The 26,257-nt window shown below is 68.5% G+C and carries 31 protein-coding genes; 15 read left to right on the top strand and 16 right to left on the bottom strand.

Annotated elements, in window-relative coordinates:
• Positions 1 to 110: 110 nt before the first annotated feature.
• Positions 111 to 1,526: an APC family permease gene (locus tag OG817_RS15300; RefSeq protein WP_406055221.1), complete on the top strand. Its 1,416-nt coding sequence runs from the start codon at positions 111 to 113 to the stop codon at positions 1,524 to 1,526.
• Here OG817_RS15300 and OG817_RS15295 read toward each other — a convergent pair.
• The gene (locus tag OG817_RS15295) at positions 1,468 to 2,697 is read right to left on the bottom strand and encodes a Cmx/CmrA family chloramphenicol efflux MFS transporter (protein ID WP_406055219.1); all 1,230 of its coding nucleotides are present in this window, start codon (positions 2,695 to 2,697) and stop codon (positions 1,468 to 1,470) included. The two genes, OG817_RS15300 and OG817_RS15295, sit on opposite strands and share 59 nt — an antisense overlap.
• A 162-nt stretch (positions 2,698 to 2,859) precedes the next feature.
• Here OG817_RS15295 and OG817_RS15290 point away from each other — a divergent pair, with 162 nt between their 5' ends.
• On the top strand, positions 2,860 to 3,483 hold the full coding sequence (locus OG817_RS15290; protein WP_406055217.1) for a rhomboid family intramembrane serine protease: 624 nt from the start codon (positions 2,860 to 2,862) through the stop codon (positions 3,481 to 3,483).
• Here OG817_RS15290 and OG817_RS15285 read toward each other — a convergent pair.
• Entirely contained in the window at positions 3,476 to 4,396 is a 921-nt protein-coding gene (locus tag OG817_RS15285) for a threonine/serine dehydratase (protein ID WP_406055215.1), read from the bottom strand. The genes OG817_RS15290 and OG817_RS15285 overlap by 8 nt on opposite strands.
• A 51-nt stretch (positions 4,397 to 4,447) precedes the next feature.
• On the opposite strand from OG817_RS15285, the gene OG817_RS15280 reads away from it, so the two are divergent.
• On the top strand, positions 4,448 to 6,325 hold the full coding sequence (locus OG817_RS15280; RefSeq protein WP_406055213.1) for a propionyl-CoA synthetase: 1,878 nt from the start codon (positions 4,448 to 4,450) through the stop codon (positions 6,323 to 6,325).
• On the opposite strand, the gene OG817_RS15275 is transcribed toward OG817_RS15280, so the two are convergent.
• Complete coding sequence (locus OG817_RS15275) at positions 6,319 to 7,089, bottom strand: alpha/beta fold hydrolase (protein ID WP_406055211.1); 771 nt, start codon at positions 7,087 to 7,089, stop codon at positions 6,319 to 6,321. The two genes, OG817_RS15280 and OG817_RS15275, sit on opposite strands and share 7 nt — an antisense overlap.
• 42 nt (positions 7,090 to 7,131) lie before the next feature.
• Between OG817_RS15275 and OG817_RS15270 the strand changes: the two genes are divergently transcribed.
• Together OG817_RS15270 and OG817_RS15265 are read left to right on the top strand one after the other, a co-directional pair.
• On the top strand, positions 7,132 to 7,782 hold the full coding sequence (locus OG817_RS15270) for an SDR family oxidoreductase (protein ID WP_406055209.1): 651 nt from the start codon (positions 7,132 to 7,134) through the stop codon (positions 7,780 to 7,782).
• A gap of 30 nt (positions 7,783 to 7,812) precedes the next feature.
• Positions 7,813 to 8,247: an OsmC family protein gene (locus tag OG817_RS15265; protein ID WP_406055207.1), complete on the top strand. Its 435-nt coding sequence runs from the start codon at positions 7,813 to 7,815 to the stop codon at positions 8,245 to 8,247.
• Positions 8,248 to 8,254: 7 nt separating this feature from the next.
• On the opposite strand, the gene OG817_RS15260 is transcribed toward OG817_RS15265, so the two are convergent.
• The 3 genes from OG817_RS15260 to OG817_RS15250 are packed head-to-tail and all read right to left on the bottom strand — an operon-like array spanning position 8,255 to position 10,368.
• Positions 8,255 to 9,031: an SDR family oxidoreductase gene (locus OG817_RS15260; protein ID WP_406055205.1), complete on the bottom strand. Its 777-nt coding sequence runs from the start codon at positions 9,029 to 9,031 to the stop codon at positions 8,255 to 8,257.
• On the bottom strand, positions 9,028 to 9,873 hold the full coding sequence (locus OG817_RS15255; protein ID WP_406055203.1) for a hypothetical protein: 846 nt from the start codon (positions 9,871 to 9,873) through the stop codon (positions 9,028 to 9,030). The genes OG817_RS15260 and OG817_RS15255 overlap by 4 nt, the downstream gene beginning before the upstream one ends.
• Positions 9,874 to 9,906: 33 nt before the next feature.
• Positions 9,907 to 10,368 (bottom strand): Lrp/AsnC family transcriptional regulator, encoded by a 462-nt coding sequence (locus OG817_RS15250; RefSeq protein WP_406055201.1) that lies wholly within the window; start codon positions 10,366 to 10,368, stop codon positions 9,907 to 9,909.
• A gap of 94 nt (positions 10,369 to 10,462) precedes the next feature.
• On the opposite strand from OG817_RS15250, the gene OG817_RS15245 reads away from it, so the two are divergent.
• Positions 10,463 to 11,311, top strand: a complete 849-nt coding sequence (locus OG817_RS15245) for an LLM class flavin-dependent oxidoreductase (protein WP_396390444.1) — start codon at positions 10,463 to 10,465, stop codon at positions 11,309 to 11,311.
• Positions 11,308 to 11,733 (top strand): nucleoside deaminase, encoded by a 426-nt coding sequence (locus tag OG817_RS15240; protein ID WP_406055198.1) that lies wholly within the window; start codon positions 11,308 to 11,310, stop codon positions 11,731 to 11,733. The genes OG817_RS15245 and OG817_RS15240 overlap by 4 nt, the downstream gene beginning before the upstream one ends.
• Positions 11,734 to 11,764: 31 nt before the next feature.
• Here the strand turns inward: OG817_RS15240 and OG817_RS15235 are convergent, their stop codons facing one another.
• Entirely contained in the window at positions 11,765 to 12,646 is an 882-nt protein-coding gene (locus OG817_RS15235) for a toxin-antitoxin system, toxin component (protein WP_406055196.1), read from the bottom strand.
• A gap of 93 nt (positions 12,647 to 12,739) precedes the next feature.
• Here OG817_RS15235 and OG817_RS15230 point away from each other — a divergent pair, with 93 nt between their 5' ends.
• Complete coding sequence (locus OG817_RS15230) at positions 12,740 to 13,174, top strand: GNAT family N-acetyltransferase (protein ID WP_406055194.1); 435 nt, start codon at positions 12,740 to 12,742, stop codon at positions 13,172 to 13,174.
• Here OG817_RS15230 and OG817_RS15225 read toward each other — a convergent pair.
• A complete protein-coding gene (locus OG817_RS15225) occupies positions 13,159 to 14,103 on the bottom strand; it encodes a helix-turn-helix transcriptional regulator (RefSeq protein WP_406055192.1) in 945 nt (314 codons plus the stop codon). The two genes, OG817_RS15230 and OG817_RS15225, sit on opposite strands and share 16 nt — an antisense overlap.
• A gap of 40 nt (positions 14,104 to 14,143) precedes the next feature.
• Positions 14,144 to 14,680 carry a DinB family protein gene (locus OG817_RS15220; protein ID WP_406055191.1) on the bottom strand — a complete coding sequence of 179 codons (537 nt, stop codon included), beginning with the start codon at positions 14,678 to 14,680 and terminating at the stop codon, positions 14,144 to 14,146.
• A 52-nt stretch (positions 14,681 to 14,732) separates the two neighbouring features.
• On the opposite strand from OG817_RS15220, the gene OG817_RS15215 reads away from it, so the two are divergent.
• A complete protein-coding gene (locus OG817_RS15215; RefSeq protein ID WP_406055189.1) occupies positions 14,733 to 15,704 on the top strand; it encodes a helix-turn-helix transcriptional regulator in 972 nt (323 codons plus the stop codon).
• A 36-nt stretch (positions 15,705 to 15,740) separates the two neighbouring features.
• Positions 15,741 to 16,292, top strand: a complete 552-nt coding sequence (locus tag OG817_RS15210) for an isochorismatase family protein (RefSeq protein ID WP_406055187.1) — start codon at positions 15,741 to 15,743, stop codon at positions 16,290 to 16,292.
• 57 nt (positions 16,293 to 16,349) lie between these two features.
• Here the strand turns inward: OG817_RS15210 and OG817_RS15205 are convergent, their stop codons facing one another.
• Positions 16,350 to 17,252: a LysR substrate-binding domain-containing protein gene (locus OG817_RS15205; protein WP_406055185.1), complete on the bottom strand. Its 903-nt coding sequence runs from the start codon at positions 17,250 to 17,252 to the stop codon at positions 16,350 to 16,352.
• Positions 17,253 to 17,428: 176 nt separating this feature from the next.
• Here OG817_RS15205 and OG817_RS15200 point away from each other — a divergent pair, with 176 nt between their 5' ends.
• On the top strand, positions 17,429 to 17,734 hold the full coding sequence (locus OG817_RS15200; RefSeq protein WP_406055183.1) for an EthD family reductase: 306 nt from the start codon (positions 17,429 to 17,431) through the stop codon (positions 17,732 to 17,734).
• A gap of 97 nt (positions 17,735 to 17,831) precedes the next feature.
• On the opposite strand, the gene OG817_RS15195 is transcribed toward OG817_RS15200, so the two are convergent.
• Positions 17,832 to 18,698 carry a LysR family transcriptional regulator gene (locus OG817_RS15195; protein ID WP_396390455.1) on the bottom strand — a complete coding sequence of 289 codons (867 nt, stop codon included), beginning with the start codon at positions 18,696 to 18,698 and terminating at the stop codon, positions 17,832 to 17,834.
• Positions 18,699 to 18,772: 74 nt separating this feature from the next.
• On the opposite strand from OG817_RS15195, the gene OG817_RS15190 reads away from it, so the two are divergent.
• Entirely contained in the window at positions 18,773 to 19,282 is a 510-nt protein-coding gene (locus OG817_RS15190) for a hypothetical protein (RefSeq protein ID WP_396390456.1), read from the top strand.
• On the opposite strand, the gene OG817_RS15185 is transcribed toward OG817_RS15190, so the two are convergent.
• Positions 19,273 to 20,115: an aldo/keto reductase gene (locus OG817_RS15185; protein ID WP_406055180.1), complete on the bottom strand. Its 843-nt coding sequence runs from the start codon at positions 20,113 to 20,115 to the stop codon at positions 19,273 to 19,275. The genes OG817_RS15190 and OG817_RS15185 overlap by 10 nt on opposite strands.
• A gap of 175 nt (positions 20,116 to 20,290) precedes the next feature.
• Here OG817_RS15185 and OG817_RS15180 point away from each other — a divergent pair, with 175 nt between their 5' ends.
• Positions 20,291 to 21,127, top strand: coding sequence for a phosphotransferase (locus OG817_RS15180; protein ID WP_406055178.1), 837 nt, complete (start codon positions 20,291 to 20,293; stop codon positions 21,125 to 21,127).
• On the opposite strand, the gene OG817_RS15175 is transcribed toward OG817_RS15180, so the two are convergent.
• Both OG817_RS15175 and OG817_RS15170 read right to left on the bottom strand, forming a co-directional pair.
• Positions 21,116 to 21,574, bottom strand: a complete 459-nt coding sequence (locus OG817_RS15175; RefSeq protein WP_406055176.1) for an NUDIX hydrolase — start codon at positions 21,572 to 21,574, stop codon at positions 21,116 to 21,118. The genes OG817_RS15180 and OG817_RS15175 overlap by 12 nt on opposite strands.
• Before the next feature lie 42 nt (positions 21,575 to 21,616).
• Complete coding sequence (locus OG817_RS15170) at positions 21,617 to 22,339, bottom strand: VOC family protein (protein ID WP_406055174.1); 723 nt, start codon at positions 22,337 to 22,339, stop codon at positions 21,617 to 21,619.
• Positions 22,340 to 22,476: 137 nt separating this feature from the next.
• Here OG817_RS15170 and OG817_RS15165 point away from each other — a divergent pair, with 137 nt between their 5' ends.
• Positions 22,477 to 23,049 (top strand): DinB family protein, encoded by a 573-nt coding sequence (locus OG817_RS15165; protein WP_360448717.1) that lies wholly within the window; start codon positions 22,477 to 22,479, stop codon positions 23,047 to 23,049.
• 3 nt (positions 23,050 to 23,052) lie between these two features.
• Here the strand turns inward: OG817_RS15165 and OG817_RS15160 are convergent, their stop codons facing one another.
• Together OG817_RS15160 and OG817_RS15155 are read right to left on the bottom strand one after the other, a co-directional pair.
• The gene (locus OG817_RS15160) at positions 23,053 to 24,294 is read right to left on the bottom strand and encodes an RNA polymerase sigma factor (RefSeq protein WP_406055172.1); all 1,242 of its coding nucleotides are present in this window, start codon (positions 24,292 to 24,294) and stop codon (positions 23,053 to 23,055) included.
• 180 nt (positions 24,295 to 24,474) lie between these two features.
• Positions 24,475 to 25,296: an SCO6745 family protein gene (locus OG817_RS15155; protein ID WP_406055170.1), complete on the bottom strand. Its 822-nt coding sequence runs from the start codon at positions 25,294 to 25,296 to the stop codon at positions 24,475 to 24,477.
• Between the two features lie 286 nt (positions 25,297 to 25,582).
• On the opposite strand from OG817_RS15155, the gene OG817_RS15150 reads away from it, so the two are divergent.
• Positions 25,583 to 26,098: a GNAT family N-acetyltransferase gene (locus OG817_RS15150; protein WP_406055168.1), complete on the top strand. Its 516-nt coding sequence runs from the start codon at positions 25,583 to 25,585 to the stop codon at positions 26,096 to 26,098.
• The last annotated feature ends 159 nt before the right edge of the window (positions 26,099 to 26,257 follow it).

Here is a 26,257-nt window from a genome sequence, read left to right as displayed (position 1 = left end):
TATGCTCCCAGGCCGCCGGTCACCTTCCGGCTACGGCCTTGGTCGCAGGCTGTGGCGAATGCACTCCGGAATGTGGTCGACTGACGCACCGAATTCCAGGGAGGACGACGATGAGCGAAAGCCCCAGCGCCGCCGCACCTCAGACCGGCGAGCGTCCTGAACTCAAACGGGTCATGGGACCCGGCCTACTACTCCTGTTCGTGGTCGGGGACATTCTGGGTACCGGCGTGTACGCGCTGACCGGGAAGGTGGCCGGCGAGGTCGGCGGGGCGGTCTGGCTACCGTTCCTGTGCGCGTTCGTGGTCGCGCTGCTGACCGCGACCAGCTATCTGGAACTCGTCACGAAGTACCCGAAGGCCGGCGGCGCCGCCGTCTACACGCACAAGGCGTTCGGGATCCACTTCCTCACCTTCCTGCTCACGTTCGCGGTGATGTGCTCCGGTCTCACCTCGGCGTCGAGCGCGTCGAAGGCGTTCGCCGCGAACTTCTTCTCGGCCGCCGACATCGATCCGGACCGCGGGTCGCTGCTGATGATCACCGCGCTCGCGTTCATGACGCTGATCGCGCTGGTCAACCTGCGCGGCGTCGGCGAGAGCGTGAAGGCGAACGTCGTCCTGACCTGTGTCGAGCTGAGCGGTCTGCTGATCGTGATCGGCATCGGCGCGTGGGCGCTGGCCGGCGGCGACGGCGACACCTCGCGGCTGACCGAGTTCAACGTCCCGTCCGGTGAGTCGCCGTTCGGCGCGGTCACAGCGGCGACCGCACTCGCGTTCTTCGCGATGGTCGGCTTCGAGGACTCGGTGAACATGGCGGAGGAGACGAAGGACCCGGTCCGGATCTTCCCGAAGGTGATGCTGACCGGCCTGTGCATCACCGGCGTCATCTACGTGCTGGTCGCGATCTCCGCGGTCGCCCTGGTCTCGCCGGAAGACCTGAACGAGGGCGCCACGCCGCTGCTGAAGGTCGTCCAGGCCGGTGCGCCGGGCTTCCCGCTCGAGGTGTTCGCCTGGATCACCATGTTCGCGGTGGCGAACTCGGCGTTGATCAACATGCTGATGGCGAGCCGCCTGCTGTACGGCATGTCGCACGAGCAGGTCCTGCCGGGTCCGCTCGGCCGGGTGCTGCGCCGGCGCCGGACGCCGTGGATCGCGATCCTGTTCACGACGCTGCTCGCGTTCGTCCTGATCGGGTACGCCGATCTGGCCGCGCTCGGTGGGACGACGGCGCTCCTGCTGCTGTGCGTGTTCGCGATCGTGAACGTGGCCGTGCTGGTGCTGCGCCGGGACCGGGTCGAGCACAAGCACTTCCACGCCCCGACCGCGCTCCCGCTGCTCGGTGTGATCCTGTGCGTGTACCTGGCCAGCCCGCTGTCAGGGCGCGACTCGGCGGACTACAAGATCGCCGGGTGGTTGATGCTGATCGGCGTCGCGTTGTGGGCGATCACCTGGCTGTTGAACAAGTACGTGTTCAAGCGGCACGCCGAGTTCGATCCGAGCCATATCGACCCGGGTGGTCCGGTGAACTGACCGGCAGGAAAGCTGCGACGACCACTGTCGCGAGGGCCGCGAGCCCGGTGGCCACCGCGATCCAGCCGAGTGCCGGGTAGCCGGCGCCGGCGTCGATCGCGAGGCCACCGAGCCACGGCCCGGCGGTGATGCCGACGTTGAACGCGGAGAAGTTGGTCGCGGTCGCCAGGGTCGGGGCGTCGCCGGCCAGGCTGAAGACACGGGCGTTGAGCGCCGGGTTGGTGGCGAAGCCGAAGCCGCCGAGCAGGACGACCGCGGCGAGGGTGACGACGGGATTCGTCGCGGTCAGGGCGAGGACCGCGGAAAGGATGCCCAGACCGGTGATGCCCACGAAGAGGGTGTGGAACGGCAGGGCGTCCGCGGTCCGCCCGCCGAGCGTGATGCCGATGAACGAACCGAGACCGTAGAGGGCGAGGACACCCGGTACGGCGCTCGGCGTCAGCCCGGTGGTGTTGATCAGCAGGGGAGCGAGGTAGCTGAACACCACGAGGATGGTGGCAGTGACCAGTGCGGTCGTGCCGAAGGCCAGCCAGAGTCTGGCGTGGCGGAGCCCACGGAGTTCCTCGCGCAGCCGCGGCGCGCTCTCCGCGTCCGGCCTGCCATCGGGAATGGTCGCGAACACACCGGCCATCGCGAGGACACACAAACCGGCGACCGTCCAGAACGCCGATCGCCAGCCGAGATGCTGCCCGAGCACCGTGCCGATCGGGAGACCGACGATGGTGGCGATGGTCAGGCCGCCGGTGACAACGCTCATCGCGCGAGCCCGCCGGTCGACCGGCACCAGCGCGACCACTGTGACGGCCGCGACCGACCAGAAACCGGCGTACACGAAGGCGCCGACGACGCGGGTGGCCAGGAGGATCGCGTAGTTCGGGGTCAACGCCCCCGCGACATGGGTGGCCGCGAAGATGCCGAGGAACACGAGCAACGCCGTACGCCGGGACCACTTGAGCGTGACCACCGCCAGGATCGGCGCACCGAGCAGCATGCCGAGCGCGAACGCGGAGATCAGCAGGCCCGCGGCCGGGATGGAGATCCGCAGATCGCCCGACAATTCGGGCAGCAGACCGGCGAGCATCAACTCCGACGTTCCCTGCGCGAAGATGCTCAAGCCCAGCACATAGACGGCGACCGGCATCGCGTTCCCCCACCTCACCTCGATAGCCACCGGGAGTATCGCAGAGATCACTGTGTGCTGTCGCCGCGCTCGTCAAGGACTGAGACTTGGCCGGATACGGCATCGTTGTTACATGGACGAGCGGAGCGAGTTCATCACCAAGCACAGTGCGTTCTGCGCCTCATCCGCGCCCGGAGCGAAGCGAGGACGTGGATGAGCTTCCAGATACCTGCGAAGCGGACCGGTGGGGCGGTCGACGCTGCCCGGATCGGGAGCGGGCTGAAGCTGCTCGGCGTGCTGGTCGGGCTGATGTGGCTCAGCGAGATCATCGACGCGGCGACGAACGGCGCGCTGGATCAGTACGGGATCATCGCCCGTGATCCGCAGGGGCTGATCGGCATCATCACCGCGCCGTTCCTGCACCTCGGCTTCGGCCACCTGATCTCGAACACGCTGCCGCTGGTGACACTCGGCCTGTTGATCGCCGTCGGCGGTGCGGCCCGGCTGTTCGCAGTGACCGCCATCGTGACCGTGATCGGTGGCTTCGGCACCTGGCTGATCTCACCACCGAACACGGTCACCATCGGCGCCAGTGGTCTGGTCTTCGGGTACGCCGCCTACCTGATCATGCGCGGACTGTTCAACCGCCGGATCAGCCAGGTGCTGGTCGGCGTTGTGGTCGTCCTGGTCTGGGGGAGCGCGCTGCTCGGCGGGCTGCTTCCGCAAGACGGGATCTCCTGGCAGGGACACCTGTTCGGCGCGATCGCCGGTGTCCTGGCCGCCTGGATCCTGGCCGACGACCGGTCGAAGCGCAGGCCGGCCAGACCGGTCAGGTGAGCGTCGCGGGGTCCGTGTTGGCTCCGCAGACCACCAGGACCATCCGCTCGCCGTCGGCCGGGCGGTAGGCGCCCGACTTCAGCGCGGCGTACGTGACGGCGGCGCCGTGCTCGACGGCCAGGTGGTACTCGTGCCAGAGCTCGTTGCGAGCAGCAACGATGGCTTCCTCGTCGACGAGCAGCGACCGTACATCGTGCTCCCGAGCGGCCGCGAACGCGAGATCACCGAGCCGCCGGGCACCGAGTGAGTCCGCCGCCACGCCGCCGACCGGCCCGTCGACCGGCTCGCCGGCCTCCAGTGCGCGGTGCAGGGTCGCCGACAACTCCGGCTCCACACCGATCACCTGCGCGTTGTCGCCGATCGCCGTCGCGATCCCCCCGATCAACCCGCCGCCACCGACCGCGACCAGGACGGTGTCGAAGGATCCGGCCTGCTCGAGCAGTTCCAGCCCGATGGTGCCCTGACCTGCCACGACTTCTGGCTGGTCGTAGGCGTGCAGCAGTAGCGCGTCGCCCTCGTCCCGCGCTTCCACCGCCGCCTGATACGCCTCGGCGTACTCGTTCCCGACCTGGACCACCTCGGCGTCGAGCGTGCGCAGCTTGGCAACCTTCGGGGCAGGCGCGTTGACCGGAACGAAGATCCGCGCCGGTACGCCGAGTTCGCGGGCGGCGTAGGCCGCGGCCAGACCCGCGTTGCCGCCGGACGCCGCGACGATGCCCTGCCCGGTCAGCTCGCCGCGTTCCTTCGCGACCAGGAGCCGGTTGAAGGCGCCGCGCGGTTTGAACGAGCCGGTGTGCTGCAGCAGCTCCAGCTTGAAGACCAGGCCCGGCGCCACCTCGATCACCGGAGTCCGCCGTACCCGTCCGGCGATCCGCTCCGCCGCCGCCCGCACCTGATCGACCCTTACCGTCATGCCCCAACCCTGCCACGATGAGAGAAGCCGACGGTTGGGAGGCCACCAGAAATGGGCGCGTACGAGGAGAGCTACCGGCGGAGTCTCGCTGATCCGGAAGGGTTCTGGCTGGAGGCCGCGGAGGCGATCTCCTGGACCCGGCCACCGACGCGGGCACTGGACGACTCGGGCGCACCGCTGTACCGGTGGTATCCGGACGCCGAGCTCAACACGTCGTACAACGCACTCGACCGGCACATCGAGGCGGGGAACGGCGACCGCGCTGCGCTGATCTACGACTCCCCGGTCACCGGCACGGGTCGCTCGTACACGTACGGCGAACTGCGGGACGAGGTTGCGCGGTTCGCCGGGGCGCTCGCATCGCTCGGTGTGGGTACGGGCGACCGCGTCATCGTCTACATGCCGATGGTGCCCGAGGCCGCCGTCGCGATGCTCGCGTGTGCGCGGCTCGGCGCGATCCACTCGGTGGTGTTCGGTGGGTTCGCACCCCGCGAGCTCGCCGCGCGGATCGACGACGCGACGCCGAAGGTGATCGTGGCCGCGTCCTGCGGCATCGAGCCCACGCGCGTGGTCGAGTACAAGCCGATCATCGATGCGGCTCTCGAACTCAGCCGGCACCAGCCGGAGCACACCATCGTGCTGCAGCGGGAGACCACACTGGCCGAGCTGGGCGGGCGTGATCTCGACTGGGCCGAGCTGACCGCCGCCGCGAAGCCGGCGGATCCGGTCCCGGTCGCCGCGACCGATCCGCTCTACATCCTGTACACGTCGGGTACGACGGGGAAACCGAAGGGCGTGGTCCGCGACAACGGTGGTCACGCGGTCGCGCTGTCCTGGTCGATGCGGGCGATCTACGACATCGGTCCGGGTGACGTGTGGTGGACCGCCTCCGATGTCGGTTGGGTCGTCGGGCACTCGTACATCGTCTACGCGCCGCTGCTGGTCGGCGCGACCACGGTGCTCTACGAGGGCAAGCCGGTCGGTACGCCGGACGCCGGTGCGTTCTGGCGCGTCATCTCCGAGCACGGCGCGAAGGCCCTGTTCACCGCACCGACCGCGATCCGGGCGATCAAGAAGGTCGATCCTGAGGCCAAGCTGGCGTCGAAGTACGACCTGAGCGACTTCGGGACTCTGTTCCTGGCCGGCGAGCGGCTCGATCCCGAGACGTATCACTGGGCTCACGAGCATCTCGGCGTACCGGTGGTGGATCACTGGTGGCAGACGGAGACCGGGTGGCCGATCGCCGCGAACCCGCGTGGACTCGAGGCGCTGCCGACCAAGCCGGGTTCGGCCACGGTCCCGGTGCCAGGGTGGGACGTGCAGATCCTGGACGCCGTGGGGACGCCGCAGCCGACGGGCGTGGAGGGAGCGATCGCGATCAAGCTCCCGCTGCCGCCGGGCGCGCTGCCGACGCTGTGGGGCGACGACCAGCGCTACATCGACAACTACCTCAGCCGGTACGACGGCTACTACCTGACCGGCGACTCCGGGTACCTCGACGAGGACGGCTACATCTTCGTGATGGGCCGCACCGACGACGTCATCAACGTCGCCGGTCACCGCCTGTCGACCGGTTCGATGGAGGCAGTTCTTGCGGCTCATCCGGCGGTCGCCGAGTGTGCGGTGATCGGCGTACGTGACGCGTTGAAGGGCCAGGTCCCGCGCGGTCTCGTCGTACTCAAGGCTGGTGCCGATATCCCGGAGGATGTGTTGCGGGACGAGTTGGTGGCAGCCGTACGGCGGGAGATCGGGCCGGTGGCGGCGTTCCGGGACGTATCGGTGGTGGACGGCCTGCCGAAGACGCGGTCGGGGAAGATCCTGCGCAAGACGATGCGCGGAATCGCCGACGGGCGGGACGAAGCGGTGCCGTCGACGATCGAGGACGCGAGCGTGCTCGACGCGCTCCGCCCGATCCTGCGCAGTCAGTGAGCCAGGAAGTCCACTACCAGCGGGCCGGCGACCGCCCGGAACTCGTGGAAGTACGCATGTCGAGCGCCCTGGATGAGTTCTGCGCGGGCGCCGGGGATCCGGTCCGCGAGGAGCTGCCCGTTGGCGACCGGGCTGAAGATGTCGTCGGTCCCGTGCAGTATCAACGTCGGCGCACTGATGCTCGGCAGCCCGTCCCACGCGTCGTGCCTGTTGCTCGCGACCAGATGCCGCCCCTTCGCGTACGCCGGCATGTCAGGGTCACCGAGCACCGGGTGCGGCCCGGGGTTCACGGCCAGCCACGCCGGCGTGTACATGAGCTCGAGCAGCACTCTCTCGGTACGTTGCGGGTCGGTCAGAGCGCGGCGGATCTCCTGACTCCGCTCGTAGCCGTGTTTGGCACCGGGTGACGTGCACCCGAGCACCAGCCTGTTGACGCGGTCCGGATGGTTGATCGCGATCCACTGCGCGACCCGACCACCCATCGACGTGCCGTACACATGCGCGGCCGGCAACCCGAGGTCGTCGAGCACCGCGACCACGTCCTCGGCGAAGCCGCGTGTGCTGTAGACCTCGTCCGGCTTGTCGCTGTCCCCGGTGCCGCGCCAGTCCAGCGTGATCGTCCGGTACGTCGCCTCGAAGTCGGCCCGGACCGGGTCCCACCAGGTGTGGTTGTTGGCCTGGCCGGCCAGCAGGACGAGTGGTTGCCCGTCGCCACGGACCTGGTACGCGATCCGGTTCCCGTCGGCGGCTGTTGCGTGCGGCACGGGAGCAGTCTGCCTGATGCGGCGGCGAGTTAGGCTCGGGGCATGCGAGTGGTGATTGCGGGTGGACACGGACAGATCGCGCTGCGGCTGACCAAGCTGCTGGCCGATGACGGTCACGAGGTGGTCGGGCTGGTCCGCAACCCCGATCACGAGGCCGACCTCACCGCGGCCGGCGGGCAGGCCGCCGTACTGGATCTCGAGCAGGCTGACGCCGCGGCCGTCGCAGAGGTGCTGTCCGGCGCCGACGTGGCGATCTTCGCCGCCGGTGCCGGCCCGGGCAGCGGGAACGCTCGCAAGGACACGGTCGACCGTGGTGCGGCCGCGCTGTTCGCCGACGCGTCCGAGCAGGCCGGCGTACGGCGGCACATCCAGGTCGGCTCGATGGGCGCCGACCGGGCGCCCTCGCTGACCGACGACGAGACCTTCACCGTCTATCTGCGGGCCAAGTGGGCTGCCGAGGAAGACCTGCGGTCCAGGGACCTCGACTGGACGGTGCTGCGGCCGGGCGGTCTGACCAACGACCCCGGCACCGGTCAGGTGCTGCTGGCCGACAAGACAGGCAACGGCAGGATCAGCCGCGACGACGTGGCGCTGGTGCTGGCGGGGCTGTGCGACACCCCGGCCTCGATCGGCCGGACCCTCGAACTCGTCGCCGGACAGACCCCGGTGGCCGAGGCCTTGACGACTCTCTGACGTTGCCACGAGCAACAGATTGTGACGGCTATGAGCGACACACTCCGGCAGGTGCAGTTCGAACGCCTGGCGAACAGCAGCTACGAGGTCCGCAACGCGCGCGGCGGCAGCATCCGGGTCGGATCCGGCGGTGCGGACACCGACTTCACCCCGGTCGAGCTGCTGCTGGCCGCGATCGGCACCTGCTCGGCGATCGACGTCGACATCGTGGTCAGCCGGCGGGCCGAGCCGACCGAGTTCCGTGCCGAGGTGCGCGGCGACAAGGTCCGCGACGCCGAGGAGGGCAACCGGATGGAGAACCTCACCGTCGAGTTCACCATCCGCTTCCCCGAGGGTGAGGACGGCGACAAGGCCCGGGAGGCCCTGCCGCGCGCGGTGAAGATGTCGCACGACCGCCTCTGCACGGTCAGCCGCACGGTCGAACTCGGCACACCCGTCACGACGACGGTCGACGAAACCGCCTAGACACGGCCTACGTCGTCAGGAACTCGCCGACCGGGCGGAGGCGGGTGGTGAGCAGCTTCTGTGTCTCCCGGCTGTCGAGGCGAACGTCCGACGGCTGGCCCGGCACGAATGGCAACGTGTCCGGGTCGAGGCCGTCGCGAGCCGCGATCAACCGGCCGAGTTCCAGTCGGCTGACGGCGTCCGGGCCGGCCACGTGAGCCGTGCCGGTGTGGTCTGATTCCACCAACTCGAGCAGCGCGCTGGCCAGGTCGCTGACGTGCACCGGGCACCGGATGTTGCCGGCGAACAGTGCCCCCGGTTGCCCACTCGCCAACTCGTGCACGAGCCGTTCGCTGGCCGACGTACCGTCGCTCCCGACGATGATCGACGTACGCGCGATCACCGCGGATGGATCGACGGCGCGGATCGTCGTCTCGGCCGCCGCCTTCGCCGCGCCGTACGGCGTGACCGGGCACGGCGCCGCATCCTCGTCGTACGGCTGATCGGCTCCGCCGAACACCACATCCGTCGACACGAACACGAGCCGGGCACCTCTTGCGGCAACGACCAGGTTGGCGGCCCCGTCAGCATTGGTCTCCCAGTCGGACTGCCGGAACGCCGCGTGGATGATGCCATCGGGGCGGACCCGGCGCAGTACATCCGCGACCTCGCCGCGGTCCCGGACATCCATCCGAACCCCGCCCGCGACCGCAGCTGTGTGGTACGTCGGAACGACGTCATGCCCAGCCAGCCGCACGACCTCACGCCCCAGGAAGCCGGCGGCCCCAGTGACGAGAAGCCTCACACCGACAGCCTACGACGCTCTAATCGCCAGCCCGCAGTTCTCGTACTGCGCTTCACCTCCGCGACCGTGCGGATCTTGCGCGGTGTCATCCACGACTGCAACGGCTTGTGCAACATCCAGCCGCCGCCGATCGTGATCGCCGCATGCTCCACGAGACCATTCTGGTTGCGCCAGACGAAGACGGTCCCCGGTACGTCGTCCCGTCCGCGCGGGACAGTGTTGCCGGCTAGCCACTCCTCGAAGGGCTCGCGCACCATCCAGACCTGGTCCGCTCCGTCGACGCCGGCCGCCGCCATGACGGTCCCGAAGCAGTTGGGCCCGCTGCCCGCTGGGTATGTCCCGGCGAGCTCCCGGACGCGGGGGAGCGTGGACGGCCACTCGCGGACTTCGGCGTGCCGACTCGGTCCGATGTCCTCGCTGACGACGTGTGGGAGCACCTGCTCGGCCCGGTCCTCGAGCAACGACTTCCACCAGACGAACCGATGACCGTCGGCTTGCCGGCGGACCTCCGGACCGAGAATCGCGTGCCACCGGCGCACGGTCGGCACAGCGCCACGGTTGTGACGGACCTGCGCGCGGACCAGTGCGGCCCGCGTCGGCTTCGGAAGCGCGGCGTACGTCGCTTCGTCCAGCCAGGCCACGTGCGTCGCGGAGCTGTCCAGCCTGTAGACGCGATAGGTGTCGCGTTGCTCCCGCGTCGGCTCGCGGTCGTCCGTCACGAGGTCCCAGTCCTTCGCCTGGTGCCTGGTGACGTAGAACGGCTGGACCTCGGGCGCGAGCCAGTCGACCCAGTGCGCGAGCAGGGCGGGGGAGACCTCGATGCCGAGGACCGTCAGAGTCACCCGGCCAACGCTCTCAACTCCCGCCGCTGACCGCTACCGGGTTTCGCCCGGCGCGGCCCGCGGACCGCGGTACGGCTGGGTCTCCGTGTAGACGAGGTTGGTCGTCGTGCTGCCGAACTCGGTGAGCTCGTTGACGAGTTCCTCCAGGTGCGGCATGGACGCCGCGGCAACCTTGAGCGTGTAGCAGTCGTCGCCGGTGGTGCGCAGGCACTCCAGGATCTCGTGCCGTTCCTTGAGCAACTGGCGGAGCGGCTCGTGCTTGTTGCCCGGATACTTCAGCCGGACGACGGCGAGTACGGCGTACCCGACCTTGGTCAGGTCGACGTCGGCCCGGTAGCCGCTGATGACGCCAGTCGACTCGAGCCGGCGGACCCGCTCGGTCGCTGCGGACGCACTGAGGTTCACCCGGCGGCCGAGCTCGGTCAGCGACATCCGCGCGTCGTCCTGCAGCGCGACCAGGATGGCCCAGTCGGTCGAATCGAGAGTCTCGGTCATACCGCGATATTACCGGTGATTCCCCGGTCGAGTGCGCCGTACACCGGGAGGAATCCCTTCAAAACAGCGTGTTCACCTCGATAGCCTAGATGGCGTGGAACTTGGTGTGAACGTCCTCAACTTCGGCCCCGGCGCGACCCCGGCCCGGCTGCGCGGCTGGGCCCGGACCGTGGAAGGCCTGGGCTACGACCTGCTGATGGTGTCCGACCATGTCGCGATCACGCCGGATGTCGCCGAGCAGTATCCGGCGCCGTTCTACGAGCCCTTCACGACATTGAGCTGGCTCGCCGGGATCACCGACGGGATCCGCCTCGGTACGACCGTGCTGATCGCGCCGTACCGGCATCCGTTGCTGGTGGCAAGGATGGCGGCGAACCTGCAGCAGCTCAGCGGCGGCCGCCTCGTCCTCGGCGTCGGAGTCGGCTGGGCGCGGCAGGAGTTCGAGGCACTCGGCGCCGACTTCACGCGGCGGGGCCGGCAGACCGACGAGTTGCTCGGTGAGTTGCGCCGGGTCTGGGCCGACGACAAGGACTACGGCGAGGGCCATATCCCGCTGTGGATCGGTGGCGGCAGTACGGCGGGACTCCGGCGGGCTGTCCGGTTCGGCGACGCCTGGCATCCGCTGCGCCATCGGGTCGACTGGATGAGTTCGGCCCTGGACAAGCTGCGGTCGATCGCCGCCGCGGAGGACCGGCCGGTGCCGGAGTTCGCGCCGCGGATCCTGCTGCGACTGACCCCGGAGCCGCTGCCCGACGACGAGAGAGTTGCGGGAGAGGGCTCTCTCGAGCAGGTTCTCACCGATATCGACGCCCTCCGTGACCTCGGCGCGCGGAGCGTCGTCCTGGATCCCTTCGCGGGGGATCCTGCCGAGACCGAACGGCCCGAAGTGGCCTGGCAAGCGCTGGCGACGATCGCCGCGCACCGACGATGGGAGAACTCGTGACCCCCGAAGCTGAAGGCTTCCTCCGCCGCGCGATCGAACTGGCCGCGGCCGCACGCGAAGACGGCAATCCGCCGTTCGGCTCGCTGCTGGTCGGCCCCGACGGGACCGTGCTGGCCGAGGAGCAGAACACCACCATCACCGACAGCGACATCAGTTTCCACCCGGAGCTCAAGCTGGCGGTGTGGGCGGCGCGGAACCTCGACGCCGAGACAGCCTCGGGAACGACCATGTACACCAGCTGTGAACCGTGTGGGATGTGCTCCGGCGCGCTCGCCCGGTCCGGCCTCGGCCTTGTCGTGTACGCGCTCTCGGGCGACCAGTTGGGCGGACTCAAGCCGACCGGCGGCTTCCCCGCCGTACCGCAGGAAGGTCCTGCCCTGTACGACGAGGCGCGCGTGCCGGTCGACGGCTACTACCAGTAGGGGCCGGCCGCACCGGCCGGCCCCTAGCCGATCAGAGCGGCGCGAGACAGAGCGTGTACTTCGTGGAGCTCTTCTCCACCGTGTACGACGCCTCGACACCCTCGAACTGGTCGCACTTGCTGTCGTCGGTCGAGCCGTCGAGCTTGCCGACGATCTTGTACTCGGCCTCGGAGCCGGCGCAGTCGACGACCTTGACGTTCGGGTCGGACGACGTCCCCTTGTTCACCACGCACGCGCCGATCGTGGCTTCCGACGTGGTCGTCGTCGCGAGGTTGACGATGACGATCACGGCGATCAGCGCGATCGGGAGCAGCAGACCGAGGATGGCCGGGCGCCGGAACAGCGGCTTGCCCGGATCCATCGGCCGGCCCGGCGCGCCCGGCGCCGGCTCGGGCAGGCTCTTGAACTTCTGCATCGGCCCGATGTTCATCAGCATGGTGATCGGGTTGACGATCGACGACCCGATACCCCACCAGCCCTGCCACAGGCTCTTCGCCGTCATGTCCCGCACGGACGCGATGCCGCAGCTACGGCAGAACGGTCCCTGCAGCTTCAGGAACCGCATCAGGATGATCAGGCCCTGGTGCCCGCGCACGGTCGCGTCGACCGCCGGGAAGGAACCACAGAACCGGCACTGCAGACCCATCTGCGCACCGGGGTACGCCGGCAGCGGCTGCTGCCCGAACTGGTCCTGCTGACCTGGCTGGCCCGGCTGGGGCGGGGCCTGGTGGAACGGTTGCTGCTGGTAGGCCTGGACCGGCTGCTGGGACTGCGGCTGGCCCGGGTACTGCCCAGACTGTTGGCCCGGCTGTTCGGGCTGGGTGTATTGGGGGAACTGCTCCGGCGGAGGTCCGTAACCGCCCGGCTGACCGGGGTACGGATTCTGCGGTGGTTGCGGTGGTGATGTGGTCACGGACGCTTCCTGAGAATCGAGAGGGACACCAAACCAGGGCACCCTACTCACCCCACCGGGCCATCCGGACCATCGGTGTGGCAGCGTGCCGCCATGCTCACCATCGGCCCGCTGCAACCTACCGACCGTGACGGCTGGCAGCGACTGTTTGCCGGATACAACGAGTTCTACGGCCGCACGATGCCGCCGGAGTTCTTCGACCACGCCTGGACGCGGTTCCAGCGGGCCGAAGAAGTCCACGCGCTCGGCGCCCGGCTCGACGGCCAACTGGTCGGCATCGCGCACTTCCTGACCCACGCGAGTACGACGGCGCCGGACTCCTGCTACCTGCAGGATCTGTTCACCGCTCCCGAAGCGCGGGGGAAGGGTGCGGCTCGGGCGTTGATTGCTGCCGTCACCGATTGGGCGAAGGAGCGCGGGTGCGGCCGGGTCTACTGGTCGACCCACGAGAGCAACGCGACGGCCCGCGGGCTCTACGACCAGGTCGCCGAGAACCGCGGCTTCATCCTGTATCAGATCCCGCTGTAGCGGTCGGCAAGTTCCTGGCCGAGTCGCGCCAGCTCGGCCTGCACCGACGGAGGATCGACGACCTCGATCGACCCACCCCAGCCGGCCAGATGCTGCGCGATCATCAGGGGTGTCGGCGCGGTGACCTTCAGCCGCGCGCGGTCGCCCTCCATCCCGTCGACCTCGCAGTTGCGCCCGAGCCGGTCCTGCATCACCCAGACGAACCGTTCGTCCATCAGTACGGTCGCCGTCAGACCGGACCGCCGTTCCTCCATCCGGTCGACGATCTCTTCCCAGGCAGCGGACAGATCGAAGTCGGCCGGCCGCTCGAACCTCGCAGCGGTCACATCCGCCGACAGCAACCGATCGACCCGGAACGTCCGCTGCCCCTTCTCGGTCCAGGCGATCAAGTACCAGACGTCGTCCTTGTCCACGAGCCCGAGTGGATCGACCACTCGCTCCGACGCATCACGCCCGCGTCCGGCGTACTCGAGCCGCACCTTCACCCGCCGTACGACGGCATCCTGCAAGCGACGTACCAACTCTGGCCGTTCCTTCACGTGCTCACCCCAGCGCGCCGGGTCGATCACCACCGCCTCGGCCGCCGCCTGCGCGTGCTCCCGGAAGGTGTCGGGCAGCGCCCGCACCAGCTTCCGCAGCGCCGCCTTCGCATCAGGGGCGATCGACGCGGCCGGCCCGACCAGCAGGAACAGTGCCTGCGCTTCCGTCGCGGTCAGCCCGCTGAGGTCGGTGCGTGCGCCGCCGATGAGCTGCCAGCCACCATTGCGTCCAGGCTGTGGGTAGACCGGGATGCCTGCGGTGGACAGTGCCTCGAGGTCGCGGCGCGCGGTCGCGACCGAGATCTCGAGCTCACCGGCCACCTCGGCCGCGGTCACCCGGCCCCGGGCCTGCATCAGCAGCAACACAGCCACCAGTCGATCCGCGCGCACCCCCTCATGGTCGCAGAGAAAGCGCTCACCGAGTGAGCACTTACTGTGCCAGCGGTTGGCCCTCTCCGACCAGGCCGTCAATCGACTCGCGGATCAGATCGGCGTGACCGGTGTGCCGCGCGTACTCCTCAATCATGTCCGCCACCATCCGGCGCAGGTTCTGCCCGTCGTCAGTCTTGCCGACCTTGCCCATCCCGCCCTCGGCCAGTGCCTCGGCCACCGACGCGTGTGCGCGCTCCACAGCGCCCTCCCACAAGGCCTGCAGTGCCTCGGGGGAGTCGTCGGCCGCGGTCCGCCACTCCCAGTCGGGATCAGCGTCCCAGTCCACCGCGTTCCATGGCGCGCCCGGATCCCGTCCGAACAGGCGGTTCGAGAACATGTCGTCCTCGACCAGTGCCAGATGCTTGACCAAGCCGCCCAGAGTCATGGTGGACGGTGCGAGTCGCGTGTTCATGCCGGCCGCGTCGAGCCCGAAGCACTTCCAGGCGAAGGTACGGCGATTGCGGTCGAGTACGCCGAGCAGCGTCTGGATCTCGTCGCCGGCGGCGGGCAGTTCCGTCATGGTGTTCAGGTCCATGCGCGGCACGCTACCCTCGGTTCCGGACGGACTACTTCCGGAATGGTGACGCATGGCGTACGACGTGAGTCCGACGGCCCGGACCCTGATGGTGCTGGAGCTGATCCAGAACAGCCCGGGCATCACGGCCGACCAACTGGGGGACAAGCTCGGTGTCTCCGAGCGCGCCGCCCGCCGCTACGTCGGGATCCTGCGCGAAGCCGACATCCCGATCGAGTCGGTCCGCGGCCCGTACGGCGGGTACCGGGTCGGCCGCGGCCTGCGACTCGCGCCGCTGATGTTCAGCCAGACCGAGGCACTCGGGCTCGTGATGGCGGTGCTCGAAGGTCCGCGCGGCGCGGATGATCCGGTGGAGGTCGCGCTCGGAAAGATCATTCGTGTTCTCCCGGAGGCCATCGCCCGCTCGACCGACGCCGTACGCCGGGTCAGTGCCCGCGGCCCGGATCCCGGCGCTCGCACTCCGGACCCGGCGACCACGGCTCAGCTGGTATCGGACAGCGCGGACTGCCGGCGGGTCGTCCTCCGGTACGAGCGCTGCCCGGGCGAGGAATGGTCGATGGAGGTGGATCCCTGGGCGGTCGTCGTCCGCCGAGGCCGCTGGTATCTGCTCTGCTGGTCGCTCGCCAAGAACGCTCGGCGCATCCTCCGCGTCGACAAGATCCGCGGCATCGAGACCCGGACCGAGACGTTCACCCCACCGCCGGACCTTGATGCGCTGGCGCTGGTCGAGGAGCACTTGGCGATGGGCTGGAAGTACAAGATCGAGGTCGTCATCGACGCGCCGCTGGAGCAGGCCAGGTGCTGGATCGCCCGCAGTATGGGTCGCCTGGAGGCCATCGATGCCGACCACACCAGGCTCACCGCGAGCACGGACGAGCCCGACTGGTACGCCTCCCAGTTGACCGCGATCACAACGCCGTACCGCGTGATCGGATGCCCGGAACTGGTCGAGGCGACCGAGGAACTCGCCCACCGGCTGTTGCGGGCGAGCGGTGCGACGGAAACTGTCGGTGGGCAGGTCTAGCGTCACCGATCTAGTCGAACTGAAGGAGGGACGTCCATGTCCACGTTGTCCGACAGGCCGAACACGGCCCTGGTAGTGATCGACGTCCAGAACGGCGTCGTCGAAGGAACTCACGAGCGCGATCAGACCGTCGCGAACATCAGCAGCCTGGTCGGCAAGGCGCGCGCGGGCGGTGTGCCGGTCGTCTGGGTGCAGCACTCGAGCAAAGACCTGGTGAAGGACAGCGACGAGTGGCAACTCGTTCCTGAGCTCGACCGCGACGAGGCCGAGCCTCTGGTCCACAAGACCTTCGCCGATTCCTTCGAGGACACCAACCTCGAGGACGTCCTGGCCAAGGGCGGGATCGGCCGGCTGTTCGTCAGCGGCGCGCAGACCGACGAGTGCATCCGCTCGACGATCCACGGCGCCTTCGTCCGCGGGTACGACGTCACCCTGGTCGCCGACGCCCACACCACCGAGGACCTCTCCGAGTGGGGCGCTCCGCCGCCGGACAAGGTCATCGCGCACACCAACCTCTACTGGGAGAACCACACGGCACCGGGCCGCACCGCCGGCGTCCAACCCACCAAGGAGGTCGACTTCAGCTGAGCTCCGGGAGCCCGTGCAGTGACCGGATCCGTCGGACCTCGCGTGACCTGCTGCGCGTCAGTCCGGCAGCCAGTGCACCTCGTGTGCCAGGGTTTTGGCGACGGTAAGGATGCGGCGGTGGAGGGGTGACTGCACGCGCGGGAGGACCAGGTGGAGCGTCAAGGTGGGTGCGCCCTGCAGCGGTCGCCACGTGAGACCGGCCGATAGTGCCGTGACCGCGGCTTCACCGGCCGGGGCGAGGGTGAGCCCGTCGCGTAGGTCGCGCTGAAACATGTCGAAAGAGACTGCGGGCGTGTGGAATCGGGGGTTTGGCCGGGTGTCGCGGAACAGTGCGGACAGCTGATCGTGGATCACGGGGTTGGCCGTACGGTCGGGGAGTCGCAGCGGATACGCGGCCGCATCGGCGATCTCGATCTCCGGGTGTTCGGCCAGCGGATGATGCTGTGCCAATTGGACCCCGACGCGCTCACGCCGCAGCAGGAACCGGCGCACGCCACGACCCGGCTGTTCACCGCGGGTGATCCCCGCATCGATGCGGCCGTCGGCGACCGCGGGGGAGATCTCCGGTGTCGCCATTGGGACCGCGCCGACCTCGAGTCCCGGGCTGCTGCGAATGAGCCTGTCCACCAGGGCCGGTGCCGTCTCGGCCCCCGCGCTGAGGCTATATCCGATGCGCAGCGTGCCCAGTTCACCGGCCCCCGCATTCCGGGCGGTGTCCCATGCCCGGTCCAGCGCCGCCAGCGCGGGCGGCGCGGACTCCGCCAAAGCCGCACCGGCCGTGGTCAATGCGACGCTACGAGTGTTACGCACCAGCAGGCTCGTACCGAGTTCCGCCTCCAATCGGCGCATCCGGGCACTGAGTGCGGGCTGCGCGATACCGATCCGTGCGGCCGCGCGGGTGAAGTTCAACTCCTGCGCCAGCACCAGAAAGTACCGCAGGCTCACCGTATCCGGCGCCACATGGCCTCCCTGTCGATTGATAACGATCCGTTCTGAGTCTATCCCGTCCCGGTCTTTCCCTCGACCACACATCAAGCCCTAACGTGCGCATATGACGATTCAACTGACCGCGGTCCTGGACCCACCTCCGTCACCCGAATCCCGATGTCCCGCACCTGGCGATACAGGAGGCAGTCATGCATAAGTTGGTGGTCCTGTATTCCGAGCCCGCCGACCCTGACCACTTCCGCGACTACTACGTGACCAACCACCTTCCACTGGTCATGAATTGGCCCGGCCTGCTTGCGTGGCGCTACAGCTTCGACGTGGCGGCGACCAAGGGAGAAGCGCCGTACTTCGCGGTCTTCGAAGGCGACTTCGCTGACGCCGCCGCCATGGCCGCGGCGCGGGCGTCGCCGCAAGGCCAGCGGGTGGCCGCCGATGTCGCCAACTACGCCACCGGCGGTGCGGTCATCATCCACTATCCGGTGCAGGTCGGCTGAGGCAGGCCGGTACGCTCCGGGACGCTTTCAGTCGGCCGTTGCGGCCAGGTCCGGCTATCGGCGGACGCCTCGGCAGGCTGCCAGCGGCGTACCGGCGTCACGGAGTGGCTGCCTCGGTGAGGGCGGCGAGGAGGGCTGCGATCGCGGGTGGGTCCGGTGGTTCGCCGTAGGTGGCGGCGTAGACGTGCCGCCGCGATCCAGGCAGCTCGTTCGCGATCACCCCGTCGGCGTGGTGAGTGCGAAGAGCGAGCCCGGGCATCGTGGTGACGCCGAGGCCGGCCGCAACGAGCGCCTGCATCACCACCATGTCGTCCGAGGTGTAGCCGATCCGCGGCTCGTAGCCTTCCTCCGCGCACAACGACACAAGATGACTCCGGCAACGATCACAACCCGCGATCCAGGTCGCGTCACGCAGCCCGGACAGCTCGACCTCCCGGCCCGACGACAGCACGTACAGCGGGTCGTCGAGCAAGTGATGCAGCCGGATCCCGCTCGGTTCCGGCGCGGTCTCGTCGTACCGGAAGATGATCGCGACGTCGATCGTCCCGATACGGAGCAGCTCGAGCGCCTCGGGTGGGTGCGTGTCGATCAGGCTGATCCGCAGGCCCGGATGCTGCGCGGACAGCGCTGCCACCGCTCCCGGGACCAGGGCCCCGATCGCCGACGAGAAGCCGGCGAGGCGGACTCTGCCCGCAGTCAGTCCGACGTGGGCCGCGAGCTCGGCGTCGACCGCATCGATCCGCCCGATGATCTCCGCGGCCCGGGCCGCCAGCATGCGTCCCGCCTCGGTGAGCCGGATCCCGCGACCCACCCGCTGCAGCAACTGCGCGCCGGTCTCCGCCTCCAGCCGGGACAGATGATGCGTGACGGACGGTTGCGAGTAGTGCAACTCGCGCGCCGCCGCGGTGACGGAGCCATGGCGCGCGACGGCGTCGATCACGCGCAGCCTGGTGACATCGAGCATGTATCAATTCCATCTATGGATGACCTAAAGACTTGGCATTAGACGTTATGGGTTGGCGGGGGCACGCTCAATACATGACAACGACAACGCTTCCGACCAGCCAACTCACCGACCTCGTGGCGGGCGTCCGCACCGCCATCTCCCAGCACGCCGACTGGAACGACACGGCCCAGCTCGTGGCCGAGGAACTCCGCCGGAACCTGCCCACGCCCGACGTACTGACGCCCGAGCAGCGGCTCGGCTCGCCCGACCGCTACATCAGCCACACCCTGCACGTCGAACCGGACGGCTCGTTCTCGATCATCGCCCTGGTCTGGCGACCCGGCCAGGTGACGCGGATCCATGACCACGTCACCTGGTGTGCGTTCGGCGTCATCCAGGGCGTCGAGCACGAGGACCTGTTCGACGCCGAACTCCGGATCGTCGGCCAGAGCGACAACCACGTCGGCGACGTGAGCGGCTTCGCTCCGCCCGGTGACATTCACCGGGTGCACAACACGACGGACAGCACCGCGATCTCGGTCCACATCTACGGCACCGATGTGACCGCGATCGGCGGCAGCGCCCGCCGGTACTACGACTGAGGCAGAGCGTCCAACGCCTCGAGCTGGGCGGGGGAGAGGCGGATCGAGCCGGCCGCCAGGTTCTCCTCCAGGTGGTGCGCGTTCCCCGTGCCGGGGATCGCCAGGACGTTGTCGCCACGACTCAACGTCCACGCGAGCCGGATCTGCGCCGGCGTCGCACCGTGTTCCGCGGCGATCTCGCGAATCACGTCGGTCTGCTTCACACCGCCGGTCTCGCGGGAGTCCGCCGTCAGTGTGAAGAACGGGACGAACGCGATCCCTTGGTCGCCACAGGCCTCCAGGATCGCGTCATTGACCCGGCCGAAGTCGACGCTGTACCTGTTCTGTACGGCGACGACCGGCGCGATCTCCTGAGCCTGCGCGAGGTGCTCCAGCCGCACGTTCGACAGGCCGAGGTGCCGGATGAGTCCCTTGGCCCTCAACTCGGCCAGCACACCGAAGTGCTCGGCGACCGAGTCGAGGCCGGTCTGCCGCAGGTAGACGAGATCGAGCGAGTCCCGGCCGAGTGCGCGCAGATTGCCTTCCACCAGTGCAGGCAGGGCATCCGCCCGCGCCAGCCCGGTGATCGTCGGCCCGACCTTCGTCGCGATCACGAGGTTGTCGTCGTACGGCGCGAACGCGCGGAAGATCGCGTCGTTCGCCCAGTTGAGCGGCTCGAACTCGCGGCTGTTTCCCTCCTGCCCGTAGGTCGGGTAGAAGTCGGCGGTGTCGAGGTGGTTGACGCCCAACTCGACCGCCCTGCGCAGCAGCGCGATCGCCTTCTCCTGCACGTCCGCCCCGCGGCCGTCGCTTCCAGCGAGCCGCTTCGTGCCGAATCCGATGCGGCGGACCATGCGGTCGCCGAGCCGCCAGAATTCCGTGGACTTGATTTCCGGAATTTGTGATGATAGGTTTGTTGCTAGAGTGTAATTCTGTTGTGTTTTCTGCATTTGGTCAGGATAAGACCTCCGGCGCAATTCGTCCAGGGTTTTTCGATGAATTTCTGTGCGCTGCGATAGGCTTCGGCGGGTGATTCCGCAACTCAGTGAGCGCCAGCGTGAGCTCCTCCAGGAGTGGATGCCCGCTGCCGAGGTCGTGACCGATCACAGTTGGGGTCTGGTCGGGACCGCCGTCCTCGAACTCCACCTCAACGGCGAGCGCTACATCGCCAAGGCCGGCGATGCGAGTGACGGACACATCGCCCGGGAGATCCGCGCCCATCGCGAGTGGCTGGCGCCGTGGACCGCGCGGGGGAGAGCGCCGCGGCTCGTCAATGGTGACGAGGAGGCCAAGCTTCTCGTCACGCAGTTCCTGCCGGGGGTGCTGGTACAAGGCACCGAGCAGGAACGGGACCCGGACGTCTACCGCCAGGCTGGTGAACTGCTCGCGGCGTTCCACACCCAGGTCGCCGTACCGGACGAAACCCACGAGGCGCGGGAGAACCGGCGATCCCTTGCCTACCTGGACAAGAAGCACACCATTGCGCCCGAGTTGACCGCGCGCTTGCGTTCAGAGATCGAATCCTGGCCGACCCCTGTGGCCTCGCTGGTTCCGACCCATGGCGACTGGCAGCCGCGCAATTGGCTGATCGACGAGGGCACTGTCGGCATCATCGATTTCGGCCGAGCCGATCTCAGGCCCGCGGTCACAGACTTCGCCCGGCTCGCAGTCCAGCAATTCACCACCGACCCCGCTCTGGAGCCCGCCTTCATCGCCGGCTACGGCTCGGATCCCCGCGACCCTGCCACCTGGCACCGCATCCAACTCCGCGAGGCCATCAACACCACTGTCTGGGCTCACCAGGTAGGCGACGAACCCTTCGAAGCACAAGGCCACCGCATGCTCGCCGCCGCCCTACGCGAGTAATTCGGTCAGCCGAACCTGTACGTCGGCGGGATGCATTCCTAGTTCTCCGAGCTGATCCGGGGACGTCCAGCGCAATTCGAAACTGTTGCGCTCGGAGTGCTCCACCGCTTCCTCCCCGGACAATTCGGCAACGCCTTCCACGTTCTCCATCAGGAAGTAATAGGCGGGTCGTCCGTTGTGCGTCCCGGTCCACAGCAGCCGGTCGATCGTCGCCGTCAGCGTCGTCTCTTCCCACAGCTCCCGTAGCGCGGCCTCGCCCGGTGTTTCACCCGCCTCGACATGCCCGCCAGGCAGTACGGCGTACTCATGTCCCTCGCACTTCGGACCGGACGCGCCGAACGCCTCGCACATCACGCACTCGTCAGCCCGCTCGTGGCGCAGGTACCGCTTGATCACCAACACGTTGCCCGCATCCATCACCACTGCAGCCGCTCTAGGAATCGCCATGCCCAGGACCCTCCCACCTGCCCCGGACAGTTTTCGCGCGGACTACGCCGCGGGCCACACACAGAACTCGTTGCCGTCGGGGTCGGCCATCACTACCCAGGCGGCGTCACCCTGGCCGATGTCGATGCGCTTCGCCCCGAGGGAGACGAGGCGGTCGACCTCGGCTTGCAGGTCGCCACCGTCGGCAGGAGCGAGGTCGAAATGCAGCCGGTTCTTGCCCGTCTTCGGATCCAGCGGGGGACCGCCCCAGGTGATCTTCGGACCGCCGTGGGGGGAGCGAATCGCGGTCTCCTGGTCCTGGTCCCAGACCAACGGCCATCCGAGCGCTTCGCTCCAGAAGTACCCGACCTGCTGCGATCCGTCGCTCGAGAGCGCTCCGATGAATCCACAGTCGGCAAGGAAGTTGTTGCCCGGCTCAATGACGCAGAACTCGTTGCCTTCGGGATCGGCGAGTACGACGTGCTCTTCCTCGGGAAGCTGGCCGATGTCGATGTGCCGACCACCGAGCTCGAGCGCCCTGGCCACGGTCTCCTGCTGCTGCTCGAGGGACTGGCTGGTCAGATCGAAGTGAATCTGGTTCGGCCCGGTCTTCTGCTCCTCGCTCGGAACGAACCGCAGCCGGAACCCGGTGTCGTCACTCGGCAGCAGCGCCACCCCGCCGCGAGCGTCGTCGACCATCTCCCAGCCGAGAACGCCGGCCCAGAAACGCGCGACACCGGCCGGATCGTTCGCATCGAAAGACAACGCGAGAAGTTGAGAAGTCATCCTGATCGCATCTCCGATCCGCACCCGCCACGAGACTGCAACGCTAGGCTGCCCGACCACCACCCGCAACGCGATTAACTCCGCCTCGGATCTACGCGCCGAGGCTGGGTGGGGTCGGGTGTGACACTGTGGCTCGGGTGATTGACGACTTTGCCAAGGAGTACCTGCACGACGACCTGCGCTGGGTCCGCGAATCCCTGCTGTACAAGGTGGAGGGGCTGTCCGAGTACGACGTACGGCGGCCGCTCACGAGGACCGGGACCAACCTGCTGGGTCTGGTCAAGCACCTGACGTTGTCGGAGGCGCGGTACTTCGGCGAGATCTTCGGCCGCCCGTTTCCCGAGCGGTTGCCCCAGTTCGACGACCCCGGCTACGCGAACCACGACCACATGTGGGTCACCGAGAAGGAATCACACGCCGACATCATCGAGGGGTACAAGCGGGCCTGGCGCCACGCCGACGCCACGATCGAGGCGCTGCCGATCGACGCACCCGGCTTCGTCCCGTGGTGGCCGCGGCCGAAGGTGAAGCTGTTCAACGTGATGGTCCACGTCCTCACCGAGACCAATCGCCACGCCGGCCACGCCGACATCCTGCGCGAGCAACTGGACGGCGCGGTCGGCGCACGGCCGACCGCAACTGCCGACGACACCGACTGGGACGCACACCGGTCGAGAGTCGAGAAGGCAGCCCGGGAAGCCACTACCTGACAACTACCCCAGCTGGTCGCGGCGGCGGGTCAGGTGCGCGGTCTCGGCGGTGTTACCCGCCAGCTCGATGGCTCGGTCGTACGCCGCGCGCGACTCCTCGCTGCGGCACAGCCGGCGCAGCAGGTCGGCGCGGGTCGCGTGGTACGCGTGGTAGCCGGCCAACTTGTTGTCGAGACGGTCGACAGCCGCCAGTGACACCTCCGGGCCGTCCAGCTCGGCGACCGCGATGGCCCGGTTCAGGGCGACGATCGGCGAGGGATCGATGCGGATGAGTTGGTCGTACAGGGCGACGACCTGCGACCAGTCCGTGTCGCGGATGTCCCGGGCAGAGGTGTGTACGGCGTTGATCGCGGCGAGGACCTGGTAGCGACCCGGAGCCACCCCGACGGCGGCCGCGGCGAGGCGCTCACGCACCAGCCGATGGCCTTCGGCGATGAGTGCCGCGTCCCAGGCTCCACGGTCCTGCTCGTCGAGAGGCACGAGCTCACCAGTGGCCGACACTCGGGCGGTACGCCGGGCCTCGGTGAGGAGCATCAGCGCCAGCAGCCCGGCCACCTCACCGTCCGCCGGCATCAGAGCACGGATCAGACGGGTGAGCCGGATCGCCTCAGCGGTGAGCTCATGACGTACGGGATCGGTGTCGGGGCCGGTTGCGAGGTAGCCCTCGTTGAAAACGAGGAAGAGCACGGAGAGTACGCCGGAGACGCGCGCCGGGAGATCCTCCGCGGACGGCACCCGGTAAGGGATCCGAGCCGCCTTGATCTTGGCCTTCGCCCGGGTGATCCGCTGACCCATGGCCGATTCCTGCACCAGGAAGGCACGGGCGATCTCGGGCATGGTCAGACCGCCGACCATCCGCAGCGTCAGCGCCACCCGGGTCTCCAGCGAGAGCGCAGGGTGACAGCAGGTGAAGATCAGCCGGAGCCGGTTGTCGTCGATCGCACCGAGAGGCTCAGGCGGGTCGTCGTCGTACACGATCTGAGCCTCCTTGTGCTTGTCGTCGCGCTTGCTCTCGCGCCGGATCCGGTCGATGGCCTTGCGGTTGGCGGTCGTGGTCAGCCAGGCGCCGGGGTTCGGGGGTACGCCGTCGGCCGGCCACCGCTCGACGGCGATCGCGAACGCCTCGGCGGCCGCCTCCTCGGCGATGTCCAGGTCGCCGAAGCGCCTGGTCAGGGCGGCGACCACTCGCGCCCACTCCTCGTGGTGGACCTGGATGATCGCCTGCTGGGCGTCGACCGCGCTCACCGGAACGGCCGCACCTCGACGTCGGTCTTGTCATCGATCACAGAAACCAGATACTGCATCTCGGAATCTCCTGCGGTTCGGGTGGCGCCCCTCGTGGGCACCCGCTCACCTCTGCAACGACAACTCTGCCCTGATCCGATACTGCCTCACGGCATTTCTGCAAGGACATTCCGGGGCCGCTCACCGGGAGCCGGCCGCGTCGAGCGTTGTGGAGATGGGCTCGAGGTCCGCGATGAGCTGGTCGAGCTCGCTCGGCTCCAGGCCGTCGTACGCCGCGGCCGCGAGGTCGTCGGTGAGCGACTCGATCTGCTCCTTGGTCTTCCGGCCGACGTCACTGAGCCAGCCGGAGTCGTCGACGAGCCCACGGGCGCGCATTCCGTCCACGACCGCGGCCAGCTGGGCTGCGGGGAGATGGTGGACCCGGCCGAACTTCTCCGCGGGCATGTCCACGGAGAGCGCGTGAAGTACGTGGGCCTCCGTCCCGCCGATGCCCGCGGCGACCAGAGCCGCGATATGACCGTCGCCCCGGTGCTCGCGGAGCAGGGTGGCCGCATGCCAGAGCCTGGCCACGGGCTCCTCAGGTACGGGGAGTGCTCGGAGCCCGGCGTACAGGATCCGTCCCTCCGTCGGAGCGCTCGACGCTGCTTTGGTGGCGAGGTCGGCGGCACGCGCGAGGCCGGGGGAGTCGGCGAGGTCGCCGAGAATCCGCCTCAGCGCGGCGGCGCTGCCCTGCTCACGCGCGGCGAGGGCTGCCTCGGGAGTGGCGGTGTCCCACACGCGGGGGATGTGCCGGGCGACCTCGCCGTCGGCGAAGTTGTAGAAGATCGCATGGACCACCTCGGCCGGGACACGTCCCAGTGGTGCGGCCCGTCCGGCGAAGTAGCCGTCCCAGTAGTTGCGGTGGCCGAGCGCCATGAGCGCCTCGGTCGGCTCCTCGGACATATAGGTGACCATGTGGATCGGCTCCACGAGCCGGTGCAGGTGGCGGGCGGTGGACTCCATGATTGCTCCTCGGTGTGGACAGGTGCTCACCTCTGCCACGAACACCAGTGCCCCGATCCGACACCCGTCGCGCGGATTCCTTCTTCTCGTACTTGCCGGGGGAGAGGCTGCCCTTCACGCCCTCCTCGAAGGTGCCGTACGCCGCGTCGATCGTGAACAATCGCAACGCCTGATCGACCGTCAGGCGTTGCGTCAGCTGCCAGGCTTCCGGCGTACGGCCGAGAGCGCTCCGCCTGGTCATCGCCTGCTGGATCGCCTCTTGGGGGAGGCCGTAGCCTCGTGTCTCATGACAGAGCCGACCCAGGTGGTCCACATTCGCGACGCGGTGCCGGGGGACGGCGATGCGCTGGCGGAACTGCATGCCCGGTCGCGGGCTGTGTACTACCGTGCCGGCGGCCATGAGGTGGCAGCGCTGCCTGACGAGGGGTACCGGGAGACATGGCGCAAGATGGTGGACGATTCTCGGATCGCCGTCCTGGTAGCTGCCTTGGGCGATGACATCGTCGGTGTGGTCACAGTGGATGCCAGCGGGGTGTTTCCGACCAGAGCGCCTGACGAGACGCGTGTCCGGCTCGTCGGAATCTTCGTAGAGCCTGGCCAGTGGTCCATCGGCGTCGGTAGCGCTCTGATGACACGCTTCGTCTCCATCGCACGCCGTACTGACGCCGTCGGCGAGGTCGATGTGTGGGAGCGAAACTCTCGTGCCATCCGATTCTACGAGCGGCACGGCTGGATCCAGGACGGAACCTCGCGTCCGGGGCCGGCCGGAGCCGCTTACCTCGGCTTCGTACACCTGCCCTGACTCGCAAGGCCAACGGAACCCGAGGTCACAGCCCTGGTCCATCACGGCGTCGGGGTTCGTGCGACCCGGTGGTGGAGCGATCATCGGGCAGCCATGCCCGCCTGGTTTGGCGCCGCCCCCGGCGGCGGATACGAGGGTGCGGCTGACCCCTCGGCGGGA

It is taken from the genome of Kribbella sp. NBC_00889, assembly GCF_045207705.1.
Lineage (GTDB): Bacteria > Actinomycetota > Actinomycetes > Propionibacteriales > Kribbellaceae > Kribbella.
This window is presented reverse-complemented; position numbering and strand designations above follow the sequence as displayed.

Excerpts from the sequence above, each read along its gene's own strand:
- OG817_RS15300 (WP_406055221.1), top strand. The coding sequence starts at position 111 with ATGAGCGAAAGCCCCAGCGCCGCCGCACCTCAGACCGGCGAGCGTCCT.
- OG817_RS15290 (WP_406055217.1), top strand. The coding sequence starts at position 2,860 with ATGAGCTTCCAGATACCTGCGAAGCGGACCGGTGGGGCGGTCGACGCT.
- OG817_RS15285 (WP_406055215.1), bottom strand. The coding sequence starts at position 4,396 with ATGACGGTAAGGGTCGATCAGGTGCGGGCGGCGGCGGAGCGGATCGCC.
- OG817_RS15280 (WP_406055213.1), top strand. The coding sequence starts at position 4,448 with ATGGGCGCGTACGAGGAGAGCTACCGGCGGAGTCTCGCTGATCCGGAA.
- OG817_RS15270 (WP_406055209.1), top strand. The coding sequence starts at position 7,132 with ATGCGAGTGGTGATTGCGGGTGGACACGGACAGATCGCGCTGCGGCTG.
- OG817_RS15265 (WP_406055207.1), top strand. The coding sequence starts at position 7,813 with ATGAGCGACACACTCCGGCAGGTGCAGTTCGAACGCCTGGCGAACAGC.
- OG817_RS15250 (WP_406055201.1), bottom strand. The coding sequence starts at position 10,368 with ATGACCGAGACTCTCGATTCGACCGACTGGGCCATCCTGGTCGCGCTG.
- OG817_RS15230 (WP_406055194.1), top strand. The coding sequence starts at position 12,740 with ATGCTCACCATCGGCCCGCTGCAACCTACCGACCGTGACGGCTGGCAG.
- OG817_RS15220 (WP_406055191.1), bottom strand. The coding sequence starts at position 14,680 with ATGGACCTGAACACCATGACGGAACTGCCCGCCGCCGGCGACGAGATC.
- OG817_RS15215 (WP_406055189.1), top strand. The coding sequence starts at position 14,733 with ATGGCGTACGACGTGAGTCCGACGGCCCGGACCCTGATGGTGCTGGAG.
- OG817_RS15210 (WP_406055187.1), top strand. The coding sequence starts at position 15,741 with ATGTCCACGTTGTCCGACAGGCCGAACACGGCCCTGGTAGTGATCGAC.
- OG817_RS15200 (WP_406055183.1), top strand. The coding sequence starts at position 17,429 with ATGCATAAGTTGGTGGTCCTGTATTCCGAGCCCGCCGACCCTGACCAC.
- OG817_RS15195 (WP_396390455.1), bottom strand. The coding sequence starts at position 18,698 with ATGCTCGATGTCACCAGGCTGCGCGTGATCGACGCCGTCGCGCGCCAT.
- OG817_RS15190 (WP_396390456.1), top strand. The coding sequence starts at position 18,773 with ATGACAACGACAACGCTTCCGACCAGCCAACTCACCGACCTCGTGGCG.
- OG817_RS15185 (WP_406055180.1), bottom strand. The coding sequence starts at position 20,115 with ATGGTCCGCCGCATCGGATTCGGCACGAAGCGGCTCGCTGGAAGCGAC.
- OG817_RS15175 (WP_406055176.1), bottom strand. The coding sequence starts at position 21,574 with ATGGCGATTCCTAGAGCGGCTGCAGTGGTGATGGATGCGGGCAACGTG.
- OG817_RS15170 (WP_406055174.1), bottom strand. The coding sequence starts at position 22,339 with ATGACTTCTCAACTTCTCGCGTTGTCTTTCGATGCGAACGATCCGGCC.
- OG817_RS15155 (WP_406055170.1), bottom strand. The coding sequence starts at position 25,296 with ATGGAGTCCACCGCCCGCCACCTGCACCGGCTCGTGGAGCCGATCCAC.
- OG817_RS15150 (WP_406055168.1), top strand. The coding sequence starts at position 25,583 with ATGACAGAGCCGACCCAGGTGGTCCACATTCGCGACGCGGTGCCGGGG.